The sequence below is a fragment of the Streptomyces stelliscabiei genome (assembly GCF_014873495.1).
Classification (GTDB): Bacteria; Actinomycetota; Actinomycetes; order Streptomycetales; family Streptomycetaceae; genus Streptomyces; species Streptomyces bottropensis.
This window is the reverse complement of the sequence record NZ_JADBGF010000001.1, coordinates 9,653,248-9,674,033: the sequence shown is the minus strand read 5'-3', so window position 1 is coordinate 9,674,033 and position 20,786 is coordinate 9,653,248. Positions and strand designations below refer to the sequence as shown.

The window sequence follows — 20,786 nt, the reverse complement described above, 5'->3', positions numbered from 1 at the left end:
TCACACCGGGGCGCGCTCTGGCCGGGGCCCGCCGCGCCGCCTACCGAGACTCCCGGGCGGGTCGCGGCTGACCCCGTGGTGCGGGGCGGATTCAGCGGCCGTGCGCGCGCTCGCGGCACAGGGGTCCCACGCCGGAGCGTCGTCCGGGCGCGGGTCGGCCGGGCGTCGTCCGCCCGTCGCCCATCGGGTCCGCCAGTCGTCGTCGCCCGTCGCCCTGCCCATCAGCGCGCCGTACGCCAGTTGCAGGGCGTCCGCGCCCGCCAGGGACGCGAGTGCGCCCATCGCGGTGCGGTCGCGCGCGGCCAGAGCAGACCGCCGGCCGTCAGGGTCGAGTCCACCCAGACGCTCATGCAGCAGGGGCGGGTCACCAGTTCACCGACGGTGTCCTTGGCGCCCCCGGTCCGTGCCTCCTCGTGCAGCTCGGCCGGTCCTTGAGGGCCGACATACCGCGTGAAGGGCGCCCGCAGCGGGCTGGTGACGGCCGCCTTGCTCAGCAGGCGGCTGGGCCGGAACGTGGCCGCCGACGACCCGGGTGTCGAAGGGCGGCTGGGGCGCTGTGGCGGGGCCGCGTACGTTCCAGCCGTCCGAGAGCCGGAAGACGCTGCCGTGCCAGGGGCACCGGACACAGCCATCGGCGACGGTGCCCTCGGACAGCGGCCCGGCGAGGTGGCTGCACCGCTCGGCCAGCGCGTGGAGCGTCCCGCCGGGTTCCCGTACGACGAGAGCGGGCACGTCGTCCACGGTGCGCCGCACCGCCCTGTCCACCGGGAACTCGTCCACGCCCCCGACCCGGTGCCAGCCCTTCGAGACGACCTGCGGCACCTCCTCCGCGTGGTTGGCGCCGGAAGCCTGCCGGCAGGCGAGGTGGCCGCCCAGCATGCCGCCGAGGCCGACCGCCGTCAGGCCCAGGAACCGGCGAGACCGACAAGACCGGCCGCGGCCGAACGGCCCGGACGGACCGCTGACTCGCGCGCGACACCCTGTGCCGCTCGCTCCACGGGCGAAAGCCCGCAGGGGAGGGCGGCTCGGCATAGGGGGCGGTCCCGAGGCCGGACCGGCACAGTCGCCGGTCCGGCCTCGGACGCGTACACCCCCGCGTACGTCCCGTACGCGGGGGTGTCAGACGATCAGGGTCACCGCCATCCCGATGAGCCCGATCGCCATCAGGGCCGCCACGACCATGATCAGGACGATGGGCATGGGGCCCCATCCTTTGCTGCGCATCTCGGGCGGCTCCGGATGGGAGATGCCGTAGGTGCCCCCCTCGCCGGGAGGGGTCTCACCGGGTGACACACCGCCGCCCGGCTGGACCCCCGGGACGCGTCGCGGGTTGGGATCAGGAGTGGTCATGGCACACGCTTCTTCCGTGGAGTGGAGGGTGCGTACCGGCTCTCGACCGGCCGGGTACCCAGCGGCGCGGGAACCGCACACGACCACCGCACACGACCACCGGCCGCCGCGCGGTGGCGCCGCCGTCAGAACAGCTTCCGGGGCGTCACGCTCAAGGGCGTCGCCAGTCGTCGTCCGGGAGATGGCTGCCGGCCTGCGGACCCATGCGCAGCATCCCGCCGTCCACCGCCCAGGAGGCCCCCGTGACGTACGAGGCGTCCTCCCCGCGAGGAAGGCGATCACGGCCGCGACCTCGCGGGCGTCGCCCGGGCGGCCGAGCGGCAGCCCGGGGCGCTGTACGGAGGTCACGTCGGTGTCCTCCTGGCCCGTCATCGGTGTGGCGATCTCTCCGGGAGCGACGGAGTTGACGGTGATCCCGTGCTCGGCCGGTTCCAGCGCCATCACCTGCGTGAGCAGCCCGAGCCCGCCCGTGGCCGCGAGGTCCAGGTGTTCGATCTCGGCGCGGCGCCCGGTCCGGCGTACCTCGTCCGCCGTCCGCCGCGCTCCTTCCTCGTCCGTGTGCCAGGTGACGCCGATGTCCATCCCGGACTCGGCCGGCCGCACCGCGGTCGCGCGGCCGATCCCCGCATCGGATCCGGTGACCAGGGCCACGGGGGTGGCGGGGCCCGGGACGCCGTCGTTCGGCTTCGTGTCGGCTCCCGTGAGTGATCGGCTTCGGCGGACGGCCACCGGATGAACGGGGCGGGTGCCCGGTCGCGACGGCCCCGGCCGGTCGCCGCCGCTGCCGGGGCTGCTCGCCGTCGATCACCTGCGGGTGCCCGCGCGTGCCGGGACGAGACCCGTACCCGGGCGGGTCGTCGACGTGGATCAGAACCCGGCGCGAGGCGGTACGACGCGCGGCGCCGGCAGCCGTCCGGGTGGCAGCGGTCCGGGGATGGCAGCCGTCCGGCGGATGGCAGCCGCAGACCATCGCCCGTGCGCTCGCCGTCCGGCACCTGATTCCGGTGCCGCGCCGTCCGACCCCCGGTACCGGTGCCGCGCCGTCCGACCCCCGGTGCGGAGGCGACGTCAGGCGGCCGCCCCCTCAGCGGGCCCACGACGTCGGTGCCCGGCGCCCCACACGCACGTCAGCGGGCCCCTCGTCGACGCCATCAGCCGGTGACGTCCGCAGGCGGCTGCCGGTAGGGCCGCACGGCGCGGCGTGCGATGGCGAAGCGGTGGGTCTCCGACGGGCCGTCATAGATCCGGAACGGCCGCACCTCCCTGAGCAGTCGGGCCAGTGGGGCGTCGGCGGCCGAGATGCCGAGGGCTCCGCAGATCTGCACCGCCCGGTCGACCACCCGGTTCACGGCCTCCGCCACGAAGGTCTTGGAGATCGAGGTGAGTTGGGCGGCGGCGGCCGAGCCGGTGTCCAGTTCCCAGGCGGTGCGCAGGATCAGGGCGCGGCTCGCCTCGATGTCGATCTCGGAGTCGGCCAGCATCTGCTGCACCATGCCGAGGTCGCCGAGGACGGAGCCGAACGCCGTGCGGCTGCCCGCCCGTTCCAGTGCGACGTCCTGGGCGCGCCGCGCGGCGCCCAGCCAGCGCATGCAGTGCGTCATCCGGGCGGGGCCGAGCCGGACCTGGGCACCCGCGAAGCCCTCGCCGACCGCGCCGAGCACCTGGTCCTCCCCCACCACGCAGCCGTCGAAGACGATCTCGCTGTGCCCGGCGAAGAGTCCTTCGTCCAGGGTCTCGATGTCCCGGGCGATGGTCATGCCGGGAGTGCCCGCGTCGACCAGGAACATGGTGGCGCCGCCCGGGTCGCCGGGGCTGCCGGAGGTGCGGGCCATGACGATGGCGAAGGCGGCGCCCTGGGCCCCGCTGATGAACCACTTGCGCCCGTCGATGCGCCACCCGCCGGGAACGCGGGTCGCGGTGGTCCGCAGGGAGCGGGGGTCGGCCCCGGCTCCGGGGGCCGGTTCGGTCATGGCGAAGCAGGAGCGGACCTCGCCGGTGGCGAGCGGGCGCAGATAGCGCTCCTGCTGCTCCTCGGTGGCCACCTTCTCCAGCAGATGCGTGTTGCCCTCGTCCGGGGCCGCGCAGTTCAGCGCCAGGGGCCCGAGGAGCGAGTAGCCCGCGGCTTCGAACACCGCCGCCTGCCCGCGCAGGTCGAGTCCGTGTCCGCCCCACCGCACCGGCACGTGCGGAGCGAACACGCCCGCCTCACGGGCGCCCTTCTGGAGGGTCTGCCGCAGGTCCTCGGGGGCGTCGTGGACGGACCCGCCGCACGCGCGCTCGGCCGGGATCACCACGTCGCGGACGAACGCGGACGTGGACGCGGCAAGTTGGGCGACCGTCGGATCGACGTCGAACTGGATGGGCACGGGACCTCCCGCCGAAGGGCGTACGGGCACCGGGGCCCGTCGCGTCTAGAAACTGTATAGCGTCTTCAGTATCTTGCCGAGAGAACCCGGCGACGGGAAGACGACAGGAGACACGTCCCATGAGCAACTCCACGAGTCCCGAGCCGGTCCGCGTCGTCCGCCACCCCGACGGGGTGGTCGAGGTGCGGCTGGACGATCCCGGGCGGGGCAACGCCCTGGACCTGGCGACGGCCGAGGCGCTGCGGGACACCACGGCCCGGGTGGCGGCGGACCCGGGCGGCGCGGTCCTGCTGCGGGCGACGGGCGGCACCTTCTGCGTCGGCGGTGACCTGCGCGCCTTCGCCGGCCTCGGCGACGGGACGAGCGCCTATGTGCACGCCGTGGCGACGGCCGCCCACGCCGCGATACAGGCCCTGCACGCACTGCCGGTACCGGTGGTGACCGCCGTGCGCGGTGCCGCCGCGGGTGGCGGCGTCGGGCTCGCCCTGGTGGGGGACATCGTCCTCGCGGCCCGATCGGCTCGGTTCCGCCTGGCGTACACGGACGTCGGGCTCACGCCGGACTGCGGGGCCTCCTGGTTCCTGCCCCGGCTGGTCGGCCCCCGGCCGGCGGCCGACCTGATCCTCACCAACCGGGTCCTGACCGGGGACGATGCCGAACGATGGGGCTTGGTCTCCCGGTGCGTCGAGGACGGGGAGCTGGACGCCGCCGCCCACCGCACCGCCGCCGGCCTGGCCGCCGGCGCCACCGGCGCGCTGCGCGCCGCGAAGGCCCTGCTGCGCGGCCGGGACGAGGACTCCCTGGCCACCCACCTCGCCGAGGAGGCGCGGCAGATCGCGGCCCTGGCGGGCCTGCCGGAGGCACAGGAACGCATGGCCTCGTTCCTCGCCGCGCGGGACCGCGCACGAGACCGCGCGCGGGGCGGCGACGGCCGGGCCCGCCCCCGGGACGCGGAAAGTCTTTCTTGAATCCCTCTTCACTAACAGGCCCGCCGGAGCGTAACCTCCGGGCAACACAGAACCGAGGAACCGGTCACCACAGAACCGGGGAAAAGGTGTGGCGATGCAATCTGCTGCCGTGGACCTTCCGGACGCTTCCGACGAGACGCTCACCGAAGCCGTCGTGGACCTCGTCCTGCGGGGCATGTGGCGTGGCAGGCCCGAGTCGGAGCACCGCCCCCTGGTCGACGCCGGGCTGGCGATGGTGAAGGGCCCGCTCGTGCTGCCGACCGAGCGTGCCAAGGCCACCGCCGCACAGATCCTGCGCATCCCGCCGGGCTCGGCCGAGGAGCAGCAGATCACCACGGCGTACGAGGCGTTCCTGCCGGTCAACCGGAAGATCCGCGAGGTGTGCACGGCCTGGCAGTGCCGCCCCGACGGCAGCGTCAACGACCACTCCGACAGCGTCTACGACGCCGGGGTCCGCGAGTCGCTGGAGGACGTGCACGAGGCCATCCAGCCCGTACTGCGCAGGCTGGAGCGGGTTCTCGCGGGCAGCGGGCGGTATCTGACCGACCTGGAGGAGGCCCTCGACCACTTCGACGACGGCGCGGTGAAGTGGCTGGCCTCGCCGTTGTGCGACTCGTACCACACCGTATGGATGCGGCTGCACCAGGAGCTGCTGCTCGTGCTGGGCATCAGCCGGGCCGAGGACGAGGCCCGGGAAGAGGAACTGGTCACGAGGAGCCGGGGTTGAGCGTCACCGACCGCGGGCCGGGGCCGTTCGCGCGGCCCGAGGCCCCACTCGTCCCGGCTGACACCGAGACACCGCCCACCCCGTCTCCCGAGGCCCCCGGCCGGGTCCTGGTGCCCTACGGGCAGGGTCGCAGCCGGGGGCTCGACGCCGCGGAGCTGGGCGCCCACGGCGCGGCGATGGACCGGCTGGTGGCCCTCGGGCTGCCGGTCGTCCCGGGACTCACCGTGCCGGCCGGGGCCGCCGCCTCCCTGTGCGAAGCCGGCACCGCCGAAGCCGCCGTCGGCCTGGTCGAACAGCTCGCGGGACGACGGATCGGCGACACCACCCGCCCCCTGCTGCTGCGCCTGTCGGCGAGCGCCCCGACCGAGATCGCCGGACTGCCGCCCGACCTCGCCTGTCTCGGTGTCACCGCCACGGGCGCCGACGCCCTGGGCGCCGTCATCGGACGCGGGGACGCCCTGTTCGAGGTGTGGGCGGCGACCGTGCGCATGATCGCCGAGCACGCCCTCGACGTACCCGCCGCGGTGCTCGACGACGCCCTCCTCGACACACCCGAGCCGCGGGCGCGGGTCGACGCGCTGCTGGCCCTGGTCACACTCCACGGAACCCAGCCCTTCCCCGACGACCCGGCCCAGCAGCTCGCCCTGGCCGCCCGTGCCCTCCTCGCCCGGTGGGACTCGCCCCGGGCCAGGAGGTCCCGCAAGGCCCAGCGACTGCCCGCGGATCTGGGGATCGCCCTGCACGTGCAGGCACTGCGCATCGGCCCGGCCGACCGCTCGGGCCACGGCACGGCGGTCAGCCGTCACCCCGAGACCGGCCGCCTCTGCCCGCACGGCTCGTTCTTCCGTGGGGTGCGGCGCAGCGCCCCGCCCCCGCACACCGGTGAACCGCTCGACCGCCTCGCGGGCGGCAGGGCCCTGCTGGAGCACTCCCTGCTCACCCTCGAACGTCATCTGCACGCGCCCGTCTCCGTCGACTTCGAGGTGCGCGACGACGAGATCTCCCTGCTCGCCGCCTCCGCCCAGCAGCGACCGCCGCTGCGGGCCTCGGTGTGCCTGGCGGCCGACCTGGCCCGCGACGGCGCGCTCGGCCCCGAGGAGGCCGTCCTGCGGATCGGCCCCGCCCAGGTGCAGGAGCTGCTGCACCCCCAGTTCCGGCTGACCGGCGACGAGGACCTGCTGGTGAAGGGGCTGCCCGCCTCGCCCGGCGCGGCGACCGGCGTGGTCGTGCTGTCCAGTGAACGCGCCCTCGAACGGGCCGCGGACGGCACCCCGGTCGTGCTGGTGGCCCACGAGACGACCCCGGCGGACGTTCCCGGCATGCTGGCCTCCGCCGCCGTGCTCACCGGCACCGGCGGCATCGCCTCGCACGCCGCCGTGGTGGCACGGGGCGCCGGCAAGCCCGCGGTGTGCGGCGCCGAGGGGCTGCGCGTGGACCGGGCCGCCGGGACGGTGGGCATCGGCGAGCGGGTTCTGCACGAGGGCGACCCCGTGTCGCTGGACGGCCGTACCGGCGCCGTCTACGCGGGGACGCTGAGCGTCAGCGTCGCCGGGCCCCCGCCCGAACTGTCCACCCTGCTGTCCTGGGCGGACGGCATGCGCCGCCTGGGCGTACGGGCCAACGCCGACACCGCCGCCGAGGTCGGCACCGCCGTCGCCCTGGGCGCGGAGGGTGTCGGACTGTGCCGTACGGAGCACCAGTTCCTCGGGGACCGGCTGCCGCTGATCCGCCGGGTGATCCTGGCCGCCGACCCGGCCGCCCGCGACGAGGCACTGGTGGCGCTGGAACAGGCACAGCACGAGGACTTCCGGGCGCTGCTGGCCGCCGTCGGCGACCGCCCGGTGACCGTACGCCTGCTGGACGCCCCGCTGCACGAGTTCCTGCCCGCCCCCGGCCACGCCTCGGACGCGGGCGAGGAACAGCGGGCCGCCGCGCTGCGCGAGGCCAATCCGATGCTCGGGCTGCGCGGGGTGCGGCTGGCACTGCTGCACGAGAGGCTCTACCCGGCGCAGGCCGAGGCGCTCTTCGCCGCCTGGGCGGACGTCGCCGCCACCGGGGTCCGGCCCGAGCTGGAGGTGATGATCCCTCTCGTCAGCCTGCCGGAGGAGCTGGCCGCCGCGGCCGTGTACGTCCGCGAGGCCGCCGAGGCGGTCGCCGCGCGCACCGGAGTGGAGGTGCCGTACCGGCTCGGGACGATGATCGAGACCCCGCGGGCCGCGCTGCTGGCCGGCGAACTCGCCGAGCACGCCGAGTTCTTCTCCTTCGGCACCAACGACCTCACCCAGCTGACCTACGGCTTCTCCCGCGACGACGTCGAGCGCCAGGTGCTCGCCACGTATCAGGAGCGCGGCCTTCTGCACGCCAGCCCCTTCGCACGGCTGGACCCGCACGGGGTGGGCGCCCTGATCGCCCTGGCCGTCGAGCGGGCCCGGAGCGTGCGACCCGACATCAAGCTGGGCGTGTGCGGGGAGCACGGCGGGGATCCGGAGTCGATCGCGCTCTGCGACGGCCTCGGCCTCGACTACGTCTCCTGTTCCGCGCACCGCGTGCCGGTGGCCCGGATGGCGGCCGCGCACAGTGCCCTGCGCGAGCGGCAGGACGAGAACGACAGCGGGAGCGGGAGCGCACGATGACGAGCACCATGACGGGCGGCACGGCCCTGTCGGACGCCGAGCTGGACGACCTGCGCGAGACCGTACGGTCGGTGTGCGCGGACGCCGGGGGGACCGCGGCGGTGCGGCGGCTGCCGGAGCACTCTCCCGGCATCGACGCCGCGTTGTGGGACACCCTCGGCCGGCAGGTCGGCCTCGCCGCCCTCGGGCTGCCCGAGGCGGCCGGCGGCATCGGCGGTCTCGCCGAGATCGCCGCGGTCTGCGAGGAGCTGGGCCGAACCCTGGCACCGGTGCCGCTGCTGTCCTCCACCGTGCTGGCCGGGCAGGTGCTCGCCGGCTGCGGTACGGCCGACGGGGCGCTCGCCGAGCTGGCCGAGGGCGCGGTGCACGCCCTGGCGGTGGCGGCGCCCGACGGGACGTGGCGGCCCGGGGCGGTGCCGGTCGCCGTCTCCTGGCAGGGCGGGGCCCCGGTCCTCGACGGCACCGCGCCGTTCGTGCTCGACGGCGCCGACGCCCGGGCGCTGGTGGTCGCCGCCGCCGGGGCCGACGGCGTGGACCTCTTCCTCGTCGACCCGGGCGGGCCGGGGGTCGCGGTCCGCCGGGTGCCCACCCTGGACCTCAGCCGGGGCCAGGCCGTGGCCACCTTCACGGGCGCCCGGGTCCGGGCCCTGACCGCCGGCGGCGAGGGGGCGCAGGTCGTCTCCCGGGCCCTGGACGTGGCCCTGGTCGCCCTGGCGTCCGAGCAACTCGGCGGTGCGCAGGCGGCGTTGGACATGACCGTCGCCCATGTGCGGGACCGCACCCAGTTCGGCAGGGCGATCGGCGGGTTCCAGGCGGTCAAGCACACCTGCGCCGACATGCTGCTCCAGGTCGAGGGCGCCCGCTCGGCGGTGACGCGTGCCGTCCGGGTGGCCCACTCGCCCGAGGCGCTGGCCGAGGCGGCGGCGGTGGCCCAGGCGTGGGCGTGCGAGGCCTTCGTGTCCGTCGCCGCCGAGTGCGTGCACCTGCACGGCGGGATGGGCTTCACCTGGGAGCACGACGCCCATCTGTACTTCCGGCGGGCCCAGTCCGACGCCGTCCTGCTGGGCGGCGCCGCGCATCACCGGGAACGGCTGGCCGGACTGCTGAGCTGGTGACGTGAAAGGCGGAACCGGTATGTCTACCCGACTCATCGACGACTCGCTGTTCGACGACGGGGCCGACGGGGCCCCACCGCGCCTCGTGGGCGCCCGCTGCCCGGCGTGCCACACCGTCGTCTTCCCCCGGCAGGACTCGTGCCCCAGGTGTTCGGACGGGCCCATGGCCGGTCATGTGCTGCCGGTGAGCGGACGGGTGTGGTCGTGGACGCTCCAGGCGTTCCCGCCCAAGCCGCCCTACCGGCCGCCGGCCGGCGCCCACCGGCCGTACCACGTCGGCTATGTCGACCTCGGTGAGGTGCTGGTCGAGGCACGGCTGGCGGTTCCGCGCGCGGAGATCCGGATCGGGCTGCCGGTGCGGCTCACCACGGTGCCCGCCTACCACGACGACGACGGAACCGAGGTCCTGACCTTCGCTTTCCGGCCGGACAGGGAAGGGGAGCGATGAGCCCGACCGACGACGTCTACGTGGTCGGATGCGGGATGCATCCCTTCGGCCGCGACGAGAGCGTCACCGGGATGGACATGGCCGAGCGGGCGGTCCGCGAGGCGCTGGCCGACGCCGGGGTCGCCTGGGAGGACATCGGTCACGCGGCCGGCGGCTCCGACGTCTCCGGCAAACCCGACACCCTGGTGGGCCGCCTGGGCCTGACCGGCGTGCCGTTCGTCAACGTCCAGAACGGCTGCGCCACCGGCGCCTCCACCGTGCTCGCGGTGGCCAACGCGCTGCGTGCGGGCGAGGCGTCCGTCGGCCTCGCGGTGGGGTTCGACAAGCACGAACGGGGCGCCTTCCACGTCTCCGCGGCCCGCTACGGCCTGGGCGACTGGTACGCCGAGACCGGCATGATGCTGACCACCCAGTTCTTCGCCCTGAAGACGCGGCGTTACCTGCACGAGCACGGCATCCCGGAGCGGGCGCTGGCGACGATCGCCGCGCGGGCCTTCCGCAACGGCTCGCACCACCCCCTGGCCTGGCGGCGCAAGCCGCTCACGGAGCGGGAGATCCTGGACTCCGCCGAGGTCAGTCCCCCGCTCACCCAGTACATGTTCTGCTCACCGGGACAGGGCGCGGCGGCGCTCGTGCTGGCACTCGGCGACCGCGCCTTCGACCTGTGCGAACGCCCCGTCAAGCTGGCTGCGCTGGCGTTGCGCACCCGGCGGTTCGGCTCGTTCGAGGTGTTCTCGCCCTGGCTGCCGCCGGGACCGCACCGCAGCCCCAGCGTGGATGCCGCCGAGGCCGCATTCCGCGCCGCCGGTGTGCGGCCCTCGGACGTGAAGGTCGCCCAGTTGCAGGACACCGACAGCGGCTCGGAGCTGATCCACCTGGCGGAGACCGGACTGTGCGGGCACGGCGAACAGGAGGAGCTGCTGGCCCGCGGGGACACCGACCCCACCGGCCGGATACCGGTCAACACCGACGGCGGCTGTCTGGCCGGCGGGGAGCCGGTCGGCGCCTCCGGGCTGCGGCAGTTCCACGAGGTCGTACGGCAGTTGCAGGGCCGGGCACCGGGCATCCAGGTACCGGGTGCTCCCCGGGTGGGCTTCACGCATGTGTACGGGGCGCCCGGCATCAGCGCCTGCTCGGTCCTCACGGTGTGAGGGCGGGAGGCTGGGCGCTGGGGGGCGCCCGCCCCGGTGGGGCGCCTCAGGAGCCTGCCGGGGCCGGCTTCTCCTCGGCGACGATCCGCAGCGCCAGCGCCCTGACGGCCTCCAGCACGGCCCGGGAGGGCATCTGCGACAACGGGCCCCCCTCCGCCCGCAGTGCCGTGACGAGCATGGTCGTGCTGATCAGGGTGCGGACCGCGAGCGCCTGCGTGGCGTGCCGGGCCTTGGCTGCCCGGGGGCTGCGGGTGGTGCCCTCGGGCAGGTAGTCGTAACCGCGCTGGATGTGACGCTGCTCGAACTCCTCGCGCAGGGCCTTGACGCTGCCGCTCGCGGAGGCGAACTGGATCTGGTAGAGGCGGGCTTCGTCAGGGTTGCGCTCCACCCAGTCCCATACGGCGTCGATGACGCGCAGCAGACCCTCCGCGTCGCCGGGCTCGGACTCCGGCCGGGCGGCCTCCACGACCGCGTTCAACTGGTCGAAGACGCGGCGCATCGCGAGTTCGAGCAGCTCCTCCTTGCCGTCGAAGTGGTAGTACACGGCCGTGGGCACCACCTGGGCCTCGGCCGCGATGTCCTGGATGCTGGTCTCCGCGAAGCCGGTGCGGCCGAACACCCGCACGGCGGCGGTGATGATGTGCTGCCGTCGCGAGGGGCGGTGGGCGGGCTGCTTGCCGTTCTTCGTGGTGGCCATCGTGCTCCCCTGGCGACTGCCGTGGACCCATGTCCATGGATCCTCTGTACTGACCATGTTATCCAGTAACTCCGACCGGCCGGCGGCGGAATTGTTGCCGCACATGGGCCTCCGGAGCATCGAGGTCCCGGCATACTTGACATCATGACGACATCCGGGACCCGCGCCGCTCACCGTCCGTCGCGCAAGCAGTGGGTGATCGAGGCAGCCACGGAGCTGTTCGCGACCCAGTCGCCGGACGAGGTGACGGTGGCCGACATCGCCGCCCGTGCGGAGATGACCTCGGCGGCGGTGTACTACCACTTCTCCTCCAAGGACCAGGTCCTGGCGGAGGGGATGCGGGTGTTCGCCGCCGCGCTGCGCGAGCAGTTGCGGGCCCTCACCGAGGCCCACGAGCCCGGCACGGACATCGGGCCGACCGTCACCACGCTGCTGGCGTGGCTGGGCGAGCAGCGGTCCGCCGCCACCGTCTTCTTCGTGTCGTCGGCCGGTATGAGCCAGGAGGCCGAGGCGCTGCGCCAGCAGAGCCGCGCGGACCTGCTGGCCGAACTGGTTCGGCTCATCCACAGGGCCCGTACGTCGGCCTCCGAGCCGGAGGCGGCGGTGATCGGTCTGGGCCTGCTGGCGCTGCTGGAGACCGCGGCGATCTCGCAGGTCCGGGGTGACGACGTGTACCGCTCGCTCGGACACCGCTCGTTCGTCCGCGAGGTCGGCGACCTCGCGGAGCGGATCGCGGACCCGGCTGCGGCCGAATAGCCTGGGCGGCGGTCGAGTTGCCGGTCGCCGCCGGGCTGTTCGGCCGCCGGTCACGGTCACGGTCACACCAGCAGACGCAGGGGCTTGCGCAGCAACTCTCCGACCGTACGCAGATACTCGGCCGCGGGTGCTCCGTCGACGGCGCGGTGGTCGAACGTGAGGCTCAGGGTCAGCACCCGGGTCCGCAGCGGCCGGTCGTCCCGCCACTCGACGCCGTCCCGGAGCGCGCCCACCCCGAGGATGGCGACATTGCCGGGGTTGATCACCGGGGTGAAGAAGTCCACGCCGTAGCCGCCCAGCGAGGTGACGGTGAAGGTGGCGCCCTCCAGCCGGTCCGGGGAGATCCGTCCGTCGCGGGCGGCCAGCGCCAGCTCCTTCGACCGGCGGGCGATCTCCGGCAGGGGCAGCGCCGCCGCGTCCTCGATCACCGGGACCAGCAGGCCGCCCGGCACGGCGACGGCGAAGCCGAGGTGGATGCCGTCCAGCAGATGGACGCCGTCCTCGCGCACGGTGGCGTTGAGCAGCGGGTGCTCGCGCAGGGCCAGTGCGGCGGCCTTCAGCAGGAAGTCGTTCAGGCTGGGCACGGGCAGGTCGCCGTCGGCCCATTCCTCCTTGAGCCGGTCCCGCAGGGTCACCACGGCGTCCATCCGCACCTCGTAGCCGTGCGTCAGCTGCGCCATCTCCTGGAGGCTGGCGTGCATCCGGCGGGCGATGGTGCCGCGCATCCCGGTGAGGGGGAGGACGTCTCCCGGCCGGGGCGCTGCGGTGTTCCTGCGGACGGACACCGGTGCGGGCGCCGGTGTCGGCGCCGGCGTGACGGGGTCGAGGTCGGATCTGCGGATCCGGCCGCCGGGCCCGGTGCCGGTGACCTCCGCGAGGTCGATGCCGCGCTCCTTCGCCAGCCGGCGGACCAGCGGCGAGACGGGGAGGACGGGGGCGGACGCCGGGGCAGGGGCGGAGGCGGCTTCGGTGAGGAACTCCTCCACGTCCTCGGAGACGATCCGTCCGCCGGGTCCCGTACCGCGTACGGCGGTGAGGTCGACGCCGGCCCCGGACGCCACCCGTCGGGCGTTCGGCGAGGCGAGGAGCCGGCCGCCCGGGGTGCGGGCGGCGGGGGTGTCGCCGAGCGCGGACCCGGCCGCCGCCGCGTCGAGGGCGGCCGTCGGCGCGGTGGCGGTGGAACCGGACCCGGCCGGCATCGGCGTACCGGTCGGGTCCGGCGGCTGTTCGCCCTCGGCCAGCAGCCAGCCGATGAGCGCCCCGGCGGGGAGGGTGGTGCCGGCCGGGACCACCGGGTGGAGCCGGCCCCCGGCCTCGGCCTCGACGTCCACGTCGACCTTGTCCGTGGCCAGCCGCAGCAGCGCGTCGCCCTCCGCGACGGCCGCGCCGGTGGGCACGAGCCATGCGTCGATCGTGCCTTCCTGCATGGTCAGGCCGATCTTCGGCAGCAGAACCTCGACCGCCACGTCGGTCACGACCTTTCGAGGAGGCGCCGGCACCCCTGGGCGATCCGGACGCGATCGGGAACGTAGGCCTTCTCCAGGACCGGGGAGAAGGGCACCGGGGAGAAGGGGGCGCCGATCCGCAGGACCGGCGCGTCGAGGTGGTCGAAGGCCGCGTCCTGGATCTGGGCGGCGATCTCGGCGCCGAGCCCGCCGAAGGTGACGGCCTCGTGCACCACGAGGGCCCGGTTGGTGCGGCGGACGGAGGCGAACATGGTCTCGGTGTCCAGGGGCTGCACGGTGCGCGGGTCGATCACCTCGATCTCCACGCCCTCGGCGGCGAGTTCGTCGGCCGCCGCGAGGGCCTCGCCCACCATGCGGCCCAGGGCGATCACGGTCACGTCGGCACCGGGCCGGGCGGTGTGCGCACGGCCGAGCGGGATGCCGTAGATCTCCTCGGGGACCTCGCCGGTGCTGCCGAGCAGGACCTTGTTGAGCATCACGACGACCGGGTTGTCGTCCCGGATCGCGGCGACGGTGAGCCCCTTGGCGGTGTACGCGTCGCACGGCATCACCACCTTCAGGCCGGGCACATGGGCGAGCCAGGCCTCCAGGCTCTGGCTGTGCTGTGCGGCGGCGCCGAGGCCCGCTCCGGAGGCGGTGGTGATGGTCAGCGGCACCGACACCGAGCCGCCGAACATGTACTTCATCTTGGCGGCCTGGTTGACGATCTGGTCCAGACAGACGCCGATGAAGTCCATGAACATCAGGTCGACGACCGGCCGCAGTCCACGGGCGGCGGCTCCCACCCCGAGGCCGACCAGGGCGGCCTCGGAGATCGGGGTGTCGATCATGCGGCGGGGGCCGAACTCGTCGAGCAGATTGTCGAACATGCGGAAGACGCCGCCGTATCCGGCCACGTCCTCGCCGGCGACGAAGACGTTCTCGTCCTCGCGCATGGCCTGCGCGAGCCCTTCGTTGAAGGCCTTGACGTAGGTGAGTTTGCGGGCCGTGCCGCCGGGGGCGGCTGCCTGTGCTTCGGTGCGGGTGGTCATGGCGGTCATCCCGAGTAGACGTTGGCCAGCAGGTCGGCGGTGTCGGGCAGGGGGCTCGCCTCGGCGTACGCGATGGCCTCGGCGATCTCGTCGCGGGTGCGCTGCCAGGTGTCGTCCAGCTCCGCGCGGGTGGCGGTGCCGTCGGCGAGGGCGCGGGCTTCGAGCAGGTCGATGGGGTCGCGGGCCCTCCACTCGGCGACCTCCTCGTCCGAGCGGTAGGGGTGGCGCAGTCCCTTGACACCCTGGTGGTCGTAGAAGCGGTAGGTCTTGGCCTCGATCATCATGGGGCCGCCGCCGGAGCGGGCCCGCTCGACGGCCTCGCCGGCGGCCCGGTGGACGGCGACGGCGTCCATGCCGTCGACGATGACGCTGGGCATGCCGTAGGCGGCTGCCCGCTCGGCCACGTCGGTGAGCAGCATGTGCCTGGACTGGGGCGTGAACTCGGCGTAGCCGTTGTTCTCGCAGACGAAGACGACGGGCAGATCGAGGATGGCCGCCATGTTGGCGCCCTCGTGGAAGGCGCCGATGTTCGTGGCACCGTCGCCGAAGAAGGTCACGGCGACGCTGTCCTCACCCTTGTACCGGGCGGCGAAGGCGGCGCCCACCGCGATCGGGACCCCCGCTCCGACGATGCCGTTGGCGCCGAGCATGCCGCGGGTGACGTCGTTGATGTGCATGCTTCCGCCGCGGCCGAGGCAGGCGCCGGTGACCCGGCCGTACAGCTCGGCGTACATCTCGCGCAGGCCCACACCCTTGGCCACGGCATGCCCGTGTCCGCGGTGGGTGGAGGTGATCTGGTCGTCGTCGCGCAGGGCGGCCATCACTCCGGCGGCCACGGCTTCCTGGCCGACATAGAGATGCAGGAAGCCGGGCAGTTTGCCGGCCTCCATGAGCTTGCCCGCCTCGGTCTCGAACAGCCGGATCCGCACCATGCGTTCGTGGAGATCCTTGATGACCCGCGCGGTGACCTGCGCGGACTTCTTCGACGCCGTCGACGCTCGTTGAGCCATCGTCCGCCCCTTCGCCCGAGGGAAGTTGCCAAGCAATCGGACTTACTTGTGCCGGTCTACAGTAACCAGCATGGGGGCACCTTACTGAACAGCGTCTCTAATTACTACGCCCCGGACCCGGGCTCCTGCCCCCGCGCGTCCACCAGCTCCACGGCATTGCCCTCCGGATCCGACCAGAAGCTGACCCGCCGCCCCCGCGCCAGGACGACCACCGGGTCGGACAGCGGCCGGGCACCCGCGGCCGTCAGCGCCCCGATCACCGGGTCCATGTCGTCGAGGTGGAAGGTCAGGTACGACAGCCCCGGCCGTCCGGCCGGAGCGAGCGCCTGGGCCGGCGACGCCACCGGCACCGGGAGTGACGGGGGTAACGAGGGAAGGAGCAACTTCACGCACCCGCCGGAGGGCACCTGGAGCCAGACCACGAGCAGCTCGCCGCCGAGGCCCGCCGGACCGCCGACGGACTCCGGCACGCGCGAGCGGCGCACGGCGCGACACCCGAGCACGCCGCCGTAGAAGCGCTCCATCGCCTCCAAGTCCCGCACCACCACGCCCACCTCGAACGGCAGGGTCATGACCACCGCACCCACCCCCACGGGACACCGAGTGGCCACTTCGCCACTTTCTATTGACAGACCACACTAAGTCCTGTTGTCGTTTCGGACACAGCCCAGCTGTCGCATTCCGAAGCCGGTCACCGGCTCGCGGCTGGGAGGATTGTGAGGACATCGTGGTCCAGACCAGTTCGCCGGAGATGCGGGAGACAGACGCCGGGAGCGAGCCGCCCTCGGCCCCCTCGGCCCCCTCGACTCCCGAATACTCCTCGTGGATCAGCCGGGACCGGTCCACCGACGCCGCGTCCGTGGCGATGCGGCGGGAGGCCGCGGAACTCGTCGAACGCGTGATGGCGCACTACCGGGACGGCACGACGCACCAGGCGGACGGCCAGTGGACGGAACCCGTCGCCCACTACCTCGACGCCGACCGCTGGCGCCGGGAGACGGACGCCGTCCACCGCACCGTCCCGCTGCCGCTCGCGATGTCCTGCGAGCTGCCCGGCCCCCACACCTACAAGGCGATCGACGTCCTCGGCGTCCCGGTGCTGATCACCCGGGACCGCCAGGGCGCCGTACACGCCATGATCAACGCCTGCCGGCACCGGGGCGCCAGGCTCCTCGAACCCGGCTGCGGCGTCTCCAGACGGCTGACCTGCCCGTACCACTCCTGGTCCTACGACCTCAGCGGTGAACTGCGCGGTGTGTACGCCGAGAAGACCTTCGGCGAGGTCCCGCGCGGGGGGCGCGGCCTCGTCACGCTCCCCGCCGGGGAGCGGGCCGGCATCGTCTTCGTCTCACTGGACCCGGCCGCCGAACCCGACCTGGACGCCTGGCTGGGCGATCTCCAGCCCCTGCTGGAAGGGCTGCGGCTGGCGGAGTGCCACCACTACTCCACCGGCGAACTGACCAGCCCCAACTGGAAGGTCACCCTCGACGGCTACCTGGAGACCTACCACTTCGCCTCGCTGCACCCGAAGACGGTGTTCGAGACGAACCTCTCCAACATGATGGCCCACGACACCTGGGGCCCCCACCAGCGCATCGCCCCCGCCCTGCGCCCGATCGCGCAGGCGGTCGAGCTGCCCCCGGACCGGCGTGACCCGGGCGACTGCGTGGGCCCCATCTACTGGCTCTTCCCCGGCCTGGCGATCGCCGGCGGCTGGCGGCAGAAGATCGCCGTCTCCCTGGTGCTCCCCCGGACGGCCACCGAGTCGGTGACCCAGCAGATCATCCTGCTGCGGGAACCGGCGGTCACCGAGGAGGAGCGCCAGGCCGCCGACCGGTTCGGCGAGTGGTTCCACGAGGTGGTCCGCGACGAGGACTACGCGACCACCTACGGAGTCCAGAAGGGCCTCGCCGCCCTCGACGGGACCGACTTCGTCTTCGGACGCAACGAGCCCGGACTCCAGCACTTCCACCGCACCATCCACCAGTCCCTGGACAGAGCCGCAGGCGCCACCAGGTGACGAACCAACACTCGCGGGAGAACACCATGGTGGCCACGGGCAGCCTCGACGGACGTGTCGCGGTGATCACGGGCAGCACGCGCAGCATCGGCCGCGCCATCGCCGAAGCATTCCTCGCCGACGGCGCCACGGTCGTCGTCAGCGGCCGCAGCGAACTCAAGGGCAAGCAGGCACTGGAGGAACTGGACGCCGGGGACCGGGCCGTCTTCCACCCCTGCGACGCCAACAGCCAGGAGGACATCGAGAACCTCGCCGACTTCGCCGTCGAGCGCTTCGGGCGGCTCGACATCTGGGTCAACAACGCCGGCGGCACCTCGGGCTTCGCCCCGGTCCACCAGCTCACCGACGAGGCCTGGCACGACGCCCTCAAGCTGAACCTCAACGCCTACTTCTACGGCACCCGGCGCGCCCTGCCGGCCATGCTGGCGGGCGGCTGGGGACGGATCATCAACATCTCCTCCGTCGAGGGCAAGCAGGCCAACAAGCCCGCGATCAGCCACTACATCACCAACAAGCACGCGATCCACGGCCTGACCAAGGCGACCGCCTTCGAGTACGGCACCCAGGGCATCACCTGCAACGCCATCTGCCCCGGCGCCGTCGACACCGACCTGATGCGGGCCGCGGGACCGGCCGCGGCCGAGGCCGAGGGCATCACGTACGAGGAGTGGCTGAACCGCTTCGCGGAGCACGCCGCGACCAAGCAGATCACCACCGTGGAACAGATCGCGGCCGTCGCCTGCCTCCTCGCCGGCGACGCCGGCGCCGGTATCACGGGCACGCTGATCAGCGTAGACGGCGGAACGGCACAGTGGTAGGCACCGGGACGGACGGCGGGAGACCTTCGGTCATGAAGAGCTGGATCACGGACGGGCAGCGCAGTGCACGGCTGCCCCACTACACCCGGGCCAACGCGGGCGAGACCCTTCCGGAACCGGCCAGCCCGCTCGGCTGGACCCTGGTCTGGGGGCGCGGTCTGCACGGCTGGCGCAAGGGCTTCGTCGGCTTCGGGATCTACCACGAGGAAGAGGTGACCGGGCCCTGGCCGCCCTTCGCCGGGATGTTCGGCGGCTACTTCTACCTCAACCTGTCGCACATGCGGCTGTTCGGCATCCGTATGGGACAGACGGCCGACCAGATCGACGCCGCCTTCGTCGGCCGGCGCTCCGACACCCCCGTCTACACGGCACACCCCGACGACCAGGACCCGGAGCTGACCGCCAAGGCCGGCGGCACGCTCCAGCGGATGCTCGGCCAGAGCGGCTTCCCCGAGGCCGACGCCGACCAGGAGCGGCTGCGCCGCCTGCGCCGCGACCGTCCGGACCTGTCCGGGCTCACGGACGACCGACTTCTCGCGCACGCGCGGTCGTTGCTGGACGAGGTGGAGACGACCTTCCGGCGGCACGTCGAGTCGTCGCTGCCCGCGTCCGTCGGACCCGCCATCCTCGGCCCGCTGTGCGAGAGCGTGGGCCGCCCCGGCGCCATGCTGGACCTCATCGGCGGTCTCGGCGACGTCGACTCGGCCTCCCCCTCGGACGGGCTGTGGACGCTGTCCCGCCAGGTCGCGGCGTCCACGGAGCTGACCGCGCTGTTCGACGAGGGCACGGCCGCCGTGGAACGCGCGCTCGACGGGGCGATCGGGGACGTGAAGGCGTTCCGTGACGCGTTCGAGGAGTTCCTGGCCGCGTCCGGCGACCGCGGCCCCAACGAGTGGGACATTCACGCGCTGTCCTGGGAGGCGGCGCCCGTGCAGGCCCTGGCCCTGGTCGACCGGATCCGGCACAGCGCCGCCGACGACTCCCCCGCCGCCCGGCGCGCCCGGCTCACCGAGAACCGCGAGCGGACCGCGCGGGAGATCAGGGAGGCGCTGCCCGAGGACACGCGGCCGATGTTCGACGCCGGTATGCACGCCTCGAAGGTGTGGATCCCGGCCCGCGAACGCACCAAGGCCAACTGTGTGACCGTCGTCAACGAGATCCGGATGGCGGTACGGGAACTGGGTCGCCGCGGTGTCGAGGCGGGGCGCTTCGCCAGGCCCGAGGACGTGATGATGCTGCTGGACACCGAACTCGACGACTACGTCGCCGACCCGGAGCCGTTCGGACCGGTCATCGCGCAACGGCTGCGGGAGTACGCCGCGCTGCACGAGCTGGAGCCGCCGTTCTTCATCGCCGACGACGCCCGGACCGCGCTCGACACCTGGCCGCGACGCGCCGAGGAACACACCGAGTCGGCGGTCGAGGGTGACGTGCTCAGCGGCGTGGGCGGCAGCCACGGCACCTACACCGGCCGGGTCCGGGTGGTCACCGACCCCGCCTCGTGCGAGGCGCTGGAGCCGGGCGAGGTGCTGGTCGCACCGATCACCGACGCGGCCTGGACGCCCCTGTTCCTGGTCGCCGGAGCGGCCGTCGTGGACGTGGGCGCGCTCAACAGTCACGCTGTCGTGGTGTGCCGGGAGCTGGGCATCCCCGCCGTCATCTCCGTCGAGGGCGGCACGCGCAGACTGCGGGACGGCATGATGATCACGGTCGACGGGGGCAGGGGCACCGTCACCGTGGACGGTGTCCCGGCGCCGCTCGGCGTCTGAGAAGCACGTGGGCCCGCCGCTCCGCCTGACGGGGCGGCGGGCCCACGGCCATGACCACGAAGGGAAGACACCATGACAGGGGAAGTCATCGTCGCCGGCTGGATGGACTACGAGCCCGGTGACCGCGACAGGATGCTGGCACACCTGGTCGTGCTCGGGGACCGGACCCGTGCCGAGGAGCCGGGCTGTCTGGACTACGCGATGACCGCGGACCCGGGCAGCGCACAGCGGATCCGGGTGTACGAGCGGTGGGCCTCCCAGGAGGCCCTCGACGCACACTTCACCACCGCGCACATCAAGGACTTCCGGGCGGCCGTGGACGGGCTGACGCGGGTCGGGGTCTTCCTCCAGGCCCACACGGTGGCCGCGTCACACCCGATGCGCTGACCAGGGCATGCCGCCCACGGCACAAGGGCTCAGCGCATGCCACCACGACACGGGGACTCAGCGCGTGCCACCAC

The 20,786-nt window shown here is 73.5% G+C and carries 19 protein-coding genes and 3 pseudogenes; 11 read left to right on the top strand and 11 right to left on the bottom strand.

Annotated elements, in window-relative coordinates:
* The 6 genes and pseudogenes from H4687_RS42160 to H4687_RS42140 form a co-directional block, all read right to left on the bottom strand.
* Positions 1 to 282, bottom strand: a complete 282-nt coding sequence (locus H4687_RS42160) for a hypothetical protein (protein WP_143685356.1) — start codon at positions 280 to 282, stop codon at positions 1 to 3.
* Positions 222 to 467 carry a DUF1360 domain-containing protein gene (locus H4687_RS47030; RefSeq protein WP_225968364.1) on the bottom strand — a complete coding sequence of 82 codons (246 nt, stop codon included), beginning with the start codon at positions 465 to 467 and terminating at the stop codon, positions 222 to 224. The genes H4687_RS42160 and H4687_RS47030 overlap by 61 nt, the downstream gene beginning before the upstream one ends.
* 34 nt (positions 468 to 501) lie before the next feature.
* Positions 502 to 942 (bottom strand): annotated as a pseudogene (locus tag H4687_RS42155) (Rieske (2Fe-2S) protein); the annotation flags it as partial.
* Positions 943 to 1,119: 177 nt separating this feature from the next.
* Positions 1,120 to 1,335, bottom strand: a pseudogene (locus H4687_RS42150) (DUF6480 family protein); the annotation flags it as partial.
* 166 nt (positions 1,336 to 1,501) lie between these two features.
* Positions 1,502 to 2,001 (bottom strand): annotated as a pseudogene (locus tag H4687_RS42145) (SDR family oxidoreductase).
* A gap of 500 nt (positions 2,002 to 2,501) precedes the next feature.
* On the bottom strand, positions 2,502 to 3,716 hold the full coding sequence (locus H4687_RS42140; protein WP_046916828.1) for an acyl-CoA dehydrogenase family protein: 1,215 nt from the start codon (positions 3,714 to 3,716) through the stop codon (positions 2,502 to 2,504).
* 119 nt (positions 3,717 to 3,835) lie between these two features.
* Here H4687_RS42140 and H4687_RS42135 point away from each other — a divergent pair, with 119 nt between their 5' ends.
* The 6 genes from H4687_RS42135 (at position 3,836) to H4687_RS42110 (ending at position 10,758) form a co-directional block, all read left to right on the top strand.
* On the top strand, positions 3,836 to 4,684 hold the full coding sequence (locus tag H4687_RS42135) for an enoyl-CoA hydratase/isomerase family protein (RefSeq protein WP_046916827.1): 849 nt from the start codon (positions 3,836 to 3,838) through the stop codon (positions 4,682 to 4,684).
* Between the two features lie 94 nt (positions 4,685 to 4,778).
* On the top strand, positions 4,779 to 5,411 hold the full coding sequence (locus H4687_RS42130; protein WP_225966979.1) for a hypothetical protein: 633 nt from the start codon (positions 4,779 to 4,781) through the stop codon (positions 5,409 to 5,411).
* The gene (locus tag H4687_RS42125) at positions 5,408 to 8,044 is read left to right on the top strand and encodes a putative PEP-binding protein (RefSeq protein WP_050398907.1); all 2,637 of its coding nucleotides are present in this window, start codon (positions 5,408 to 5,410) and stop codon (positions 8,042 to 8,044) included. The genes H4687_RS42130 and H4687_RS42125 overlap by 4 nt, the downstream gene beginning before the upstream one ends.
* A complete protein-coding gene (locus tag H4687_RS42120; RefSeq protein WP_050398906.1) occupies positions 8,041 to 9,159 on the top strand; it encodes an acyl-CoA dehydrogenase family protein in 1,119 nt (372 codons plus the stop codon). Before H4687_RS42125 ends, H4687_RS42120 begins: the two co-directional genes overlap by 4 nt.
* A 19-nt stretch (positions 9,160 to 9,178) precedes the next feature.
* Entirely contained in the window at positions 9,179 to 9,607 is a 429-nt protein-coding gene (locus H4687_RS42115) for a Zn-ribbon domain-containing OB-fold protein (protein ID WP_046916825.1), read from the top strand.
* Positions 9,604 to 10,758 (top strand): thiolase family protein, encoded by a 1,155-nt coding sequence (locus H4687_RS42110; RefSeq protein ID WP_046916824.1) that lies wholly within the window; start codon positions 9,604 to 9,606, stop codon positions 10,756 to 10,758. The genes H4687_RS42115 and H4687_RS42110 overlap by 4 nt, the downstream gene beginning before the upstream one ends.
* A 46-nt stretch (positions 10,759 to 10,804) precedes the next feature.
* On the opposite strand, the gene H4687_RS42105 is transcribed toward H4687_RS42110, so the two are convergent.
* Positions 10,805 to 11,455 (bottom strand): TetR/AcrR family transcriptional regulator, encoded by a 651-nt coding sequence (locus tag H4687_RS42105; RefSeq protein ID WP_046916823.1) that lies wholly within the window; start codon positions 11,453 to 11,455, stop codon positions 10,805 to 10,807.
* A gap of 144 nt (positions 11,456 to 11,599) precedes the next feature.
* Between H4687_RS42105 and H4687_RS42100 the strand changes: the two genes are divergently transcribed.
* On the top strand, positions 11,600 to 12,211 hold the full coding sequence (locus H4687_RS42100; RefSeq protein ID WP_046916822.1) for a TetR/AcrR family transcriptional regulator: 612 nt from the start codon (positions 11,600 to 11,602) through the stop codon (positions 12,209 to 12,211).
* Positions 12,212 to 12,273: 62 nt separating this feature from the next.
* Here H4687_RS42100 and H4687_RS42095 read toward each other — a convergent pair whose 3' ends face one another.
* The 4 genes from H4687_RS42095 to H4687_RS42080 form a co-directional block, all read right to left on the bottom strand.
* Complete coding sequence (locus H4687_RS42095) at positions 12,274 to 13,686, bottom strand: dihydrolipoamide acetyltransferase family protein (RefSeq protein WP_233443538.1); 1,413 nt, start codon at positions 13,684 to 13,686, stop codon at positions 12,274 to 12,276.
* Positions 13,683 to 14,708 carry an alpha-ketoacid dehydrogenase subunit beta gene (locus H4687_RS42090; protein WP_046916842.1) on the bottom strand — a complete coding sequence of 342 codons (1,026 nt, stop codon included), beginning with the start codon at positions 14,706 to 14,708 and terminating at the stop codon, positions 13,683 to 13,685. The genes H4687_RS42095 and H4687_RS42090 overlap by 4 nt, the downstream gene beginning before the upstream one ends.
* Before the next feature lie 5 nt (positions 14,709 to 14,713).
* The gene (locus H4687_RS42085; RefSeq protein ID WP_050398905.1) at positions 14,714 to 15,718 is read right to left on the bottom strand and encodes a thiamine pyrophosphate-dependent dehydrogenase E1 component subunit alpha; all 1,005 of its coding nucleotides are present in this window, start codon (positions 15,716 to 15,718) and stop codon (positions 14,714 to 14,716) included.
* Positions 15,719 to 15,822: 104 nt separating this feature from the next.
* Positions 15,823 to 16,290, bottom strand: a complete 468-nt coding sequence (locus H4687_RS42080) for a VOC family protein (protein WP_225966978.1) — start codon at positions 16,288 to 16,290, stop codon at positions 15,823 to 15,825.
* Positions 16,291 to 16,445: 155 nt separating this feature from the next.
* Here H4687_RS42080 and H4687_RS42075 point away from each other — a divergent pair, with 155 nt between their 5' ends.
* From H4687_RS42075 to H4687_RS42060, 4 genes are all read left to right on the top strand, one after another.
* Complete coding sequence (locus tag H4687_RS42075; protein ID WP_046916821.1) at positions 16,446 to 17,738, top strand: aromatic ring-hydroxylating oxygenase subunit alpha; 1,293 nt, start codon at positions 16,446 to 16,448, stop codon at positions 17,736 to 17,738.
* The gene (locus H4687_RS42070) at positions 17,735 to 18,556 is read left to right on the top strand and encodes an SDR family NAD(P)-dependent oxidoreductase (RefSeq protein WP_233443537.1); all 822 of its coding nucleotides are present in this window, start codon (positions 17,735 to 17,737) and stop codon (positions 18,554 to 18,556) included. Before H4687_RS42075 ends, H4687_RS42070 begins: the two co-directional genes overlap by 4 nt.
* A 32-nt stretch (positions 18,557 to 18,588) precedes the next feature.
* Positions 18,589 to 20,325, top strand: coding sequence for a PEP-utilizing enzyme (locus H4687_RS42065; protein WP_046916820.1), 1,737 nt, complete (start codon positions 18,589 to 18,591; stop codon positions 20,323 to 20,325).
* A 72-nt stretch (positions 20,326 to 20,397) separates the two neighbouring features.
* On the top strand, positions 20,398 to 20,712 hold the full coding sequence (locus H4687_RS42060) for a putative quinol monooxygenase (RefSeq protein ID WP_046916819.1): 315 nt from the start codon (positions 20,398 to 20,400) through the stop codon (positions 20,710 to 20,712).
* Positions 20,713 to 20,786 lie beyond the last annotated feature (74 nt).

Coding starts and splice junctions, on each gene's coding strand:
- H4687_RS42120 (WP_050398906.1), top strand. CDS start 8,041: ATGACGAGCACCATGACGGGCGGCACGGCCCTGTCGGACGCCGAGCTG.
- H4687_RS42115 (WP_046916825.1), top strand. CDS start 9,179: ATGTCTACCCGACTCATCGACGACTCGCTGTTCGACGACGGGGCCGAC.
- H4687_RS42090 (WP_046916842.1), bottom strand. CDS start 14,708: ATGACCACCCGCACCGAAGCACAGGCAGCCGCCCCCGGCGGCACGGCC.
- H4687_RS42130 (WP_225966979.1), top strand. CDS start 4,779: ATGCAATCTGCTGCCGTGGACCTTCCGGACGCTTCCGACGAGACGCTC.
- H4687_RS42085 (WP_050398905.1), bottom strand. CDS start 15,718: ATGGCTCAACGAGCGTCGACGGCGTCGAAGAAGTCCGCGCAGGTCACC.
- H4687_RS42065 (WP_046916820.1), top strand. CDS start 18,589: ATGAAGAGCTGGATCACGGACGGGCAGCGCAGTGCACGGCTGCCCCAC.
- H4687_RS42135 (WP_046916827.1), top strand. CDS start 3,836: ATGAGCAACTCCACGAGTCCCGAGCCGGTCCGCGTCGTCCGCCACCCC.
- H4687_RS42100 (WP_046916822.1), top strand. CDS start 11,600: ATGACGACATCCGGGACCCGCGCCGCTCACCGTCCGTCGCGCAAGCAG.
- H4687_RS42060 (WP_046916819.1), top strand. CDS start 20,398: ATGACAGGGGAAGTCATCGTCGCCGGCTGGATGGACTACGAGCCCGGT.
- H4687_RS42080 (WP_225966978.1), bottom strand. CDS start 16,290: ATGACCCTGCCGTTCGAGGTGGGCGTGGTGGTGCGGGACTTGGAGGCG.
- H4687_RS42160 (WP_143685356.1), bottom strand. CDS start 282: ATGGGCGCACTCGCGTCCCTGGCGGGCGCGGACGCCCTGCAACTGGCG.
- H4687_RS42105 (WP_046916823.1), bottom strand. CDS start 11,455: ATGGCCACCACGAAGAACGGCAAGCAGCCCGCCCACCGCCCCTCGCGA.
- H4687_RS42110 (WP_046916824.1), top strand. CDS start 9,604: ATGAGCCCGACCGACGACGTCTACGTGGTCGGATGCGGGATGCATCCC.